The sequence below is a fragment of the Enterococcus songbeiensis genome (genome assembly GCF_005405265.1).
Classification (GTDB): Bacteria; Bacillota; Bacilli; order Lactobacillales; family Enterococcaceae; genus Enterococcus_C; species Enterococcus_C songbeiensis.
This window is the reverse complement of record NZ_BJDS01000038.1, coordinates 1-2,688: the sequence shown is the minus strand read 5'-3', so window position 1 is coordinate 2,688 and position 2,688 is coordinate 1. Positions and strand designations below refer to the sequence as shown.

The following is a 2,688-nucleotide window of genomic DNA, read 5'->3' as shown; positions in this document are numbered from 1 at the left end:
GGTGCGAAACGTTCCTAACTGAAAAGGTTAGGCACACAAGATTTTCTTGTGTAGAACTAATGATTTGAGGAGTGAAATGACGGTGTAACGACCTGAAGCGCTCCCTCTGATACTCCGATTGGCAATACCTTAAGTTAGAATAGGAATTGTCAAAAGCTCGGTAAAGTCGGCTGAGAGTTACCGCAGTTGCACTATGCAATCGAAAGCTGTTCAGCGGTGAATGGTGTAACCTATAGGCCGGGAGTCCAGAAATTACTCATGGTGAGAATGTGCAGCTGCACTGACGAACTCGCGAATGTACGAATCTATAAGCTTGGGGTACAGAAATGTATCTTACCCGCACAAATATTACTGTGACAAAGGGTGTAGCTTGCGGTTAAGTAAGAATCGTAGATATGAACAACCGTGCAATGTAGTAGGCATTGGAAAGTTACAGGTTCAGAGTGAGCGCCTAAAAGTAAATGCAGGGATAAAATCATTGGAACGTTGAAAGCTAGTGTCGTGGAGGACTAACTTCCTTTGAAACGGTTGAGACGAAGAATAATAAGCTCATTTACACTAGTGAGAGTAGTGGCACAGTACCTATGAAGCAGTGATAATAAGCTGTGGAGGGATAGCCACAAGTCAATTTGCTTTACTAACAGTTATGATACAATCCATAGAATCGAGTATGACAAAATAAACGCCGACGTCCGAAAGGAGGCGGTGCTATGGAAAACGTATCAGCATCACATTCAATTCGCCATATGGAATATTATGATCTTATTGATAGCTTTGATTCTCTTTACAAAGAGAGTGGCGAGAACAAAATTTTCAGTAACCTTATGGAAATTGTCACTTCTCCTAATAACATTCTATTGGCATTTCGGAATGTTAAAGGAAATTCTGGTAGTACTTCCCCAGGCGTCGACAAAAAGAATATTGATGATTTAACAGCAATACCGAATATCGAGTTTATAAAAACTGTACAAACAAAATTTTCAGAATACAAACCGCAACCAGTTAAACGAGTAGATATTCCTAAGCCAAATGGGAAAACTAGACCACTAGGCATACCAACAATATGGGATAGAATCATACAACAGTGTCTACTACAAGTTTTAGAACCGATCATGGAAGCAAAGTTTCATGATAAGAACTATGGTTTCCGACCTAATCGGTCGGCACATCATGCATTCGCTCAAGCAGTACGAATGGCGCAACTTTCAAAACTAACTTTTGTAGTAGACATAGACATAGAAGGATTCTTTGATAACGTAAACCATTCGAAACTTATTAAACAGTTTTGGACATTAGGGGTACGTGATAAATGGCTTCTAGGTGTTATCCGAGCAATGCTTAAAGCACCTATTATTCATAGGGATGGACGCATTGAACATCCAAAGAAAGGAACCCCGCAAGGCGGTGTTCTCTCTCCACTTCTTGCCAATGTTGTTTTGAATGAACTGGACTGGTGGATATCTTCTCAATGGGAAACACACCCGACTAGGAAAAACTACGATTGTTATCATCAAACAAGAAAGCAATGGATTAAGAGCAACAAATATCGAGCACTGCGTGCTTCGAAACTAAAAGAGATTTATATTGTTAGATACGCAGATGACTTCAAAATCTTCTGTAGAAAACGAAGTGACGCAGACAAAATCTTTCTAGCCACTAAATTATGGTTAAAAGATCGACTGAAACTTGATATAAGTGCTGAAAAATCAAAGGTAGTGAATCTAAAGAAACAGAAATCTGATTTTCTCGGATTCACAATGAAACTGGTACGCAAAAGAAAAAGTTTTGTGATTGAAACGCACATGTGCGCCAAAGCCATGAGTGCAGCATCTAATAAGTTAGCAAAACAAATTAAGGTGATTCAACATTCACCTACCCAAGATGTACTTCAAAAACAATTAAGTATTTATAACTCAATGGTAGTAGGTATCCATCAATATTATAAAAAGGCAACCCACATCAGTGTGGACTGCCCAAGAATAAATCAACGCCTAATGATTATCATCAAAAATCGACTAGATATTAAGAGAAAGGGTCCTCCACCGAGTGATTTTATTAAAAAAAATTACGCTCGGTCAAAGCAGTTGAGGTGGCTTAATGGTGTTCCTATGCTTCCTTTTGGATTCATAAAACATAGCCACACCTCCCTGCCCAAGATAGGTACCTGTAAATACACGCCCGAAGGTCGTGTGCTGATACACAGGTATCTTACTTTCCCAATCGATATTATCAACCAACTCATGAACATGTCTAATCCTAATGAAAGCATTGAGTTTAGAGACAATCGTGTATCCAAGTACTCTTCCCAAGTCGGCCGTTGCCGAGTAACGAAAGAAGTCTTAGAGCTGGCAGACATATATTGCCACCGTATTGTACCTAAAAATCTAGGTGGGAAAGACAATTATCAAAATCTAGTCATTGTCCACCGGAACATTCACTCACTTATTCATGAAGAGGATAAAACAAGAGCATCACTTCTCATACAAAACATGAGAGTTACAAGTGCTCAACTTGAGATAATCAACCAGTTTCGCAAAAAAGCTAAGAATCGTGAATTGTCGCTGAATCTATAACTGTATGATACTGTTAGTAAACTTTGATGGAACGCCGTATGCGGTGAAAGTCGCACGTACGGTGTGGAGCGGGGGAAAATCTGGAGATTGTATCAAAAGATTACCTATCGCTATC

At 39.4% G+C, this 2,688-nt stretch carries 1 protein-coding gene; it reads left to right on the top strand.

The window, feature by feature from the left end:
* The first annotated feature begins 710 nt into the window (after positions 1 to 710).
* Positions 711 to 2,573 (top strand): group II intron reverse transcriptase/maturase, encoded by a 1,863-nt coding sequence (ltrA, locus tag FFM66_RS11265; RefSeq protein WP_104879527.1) that lies wholly within the window; start codon positions 711 to 713, stop codon positions 2,571 to 2,573.
* Positions 2,574 to 2,688: the final 115 nt, after the last annotated feature.

Coding starts and splice junctions, on each gene's coding strand:
- ltrA (WP_104879527.1), top strand. CDS start 711: ATGGAAAACGTATCAGCATCACATTCAATTCGCCATATGGAATATTAT.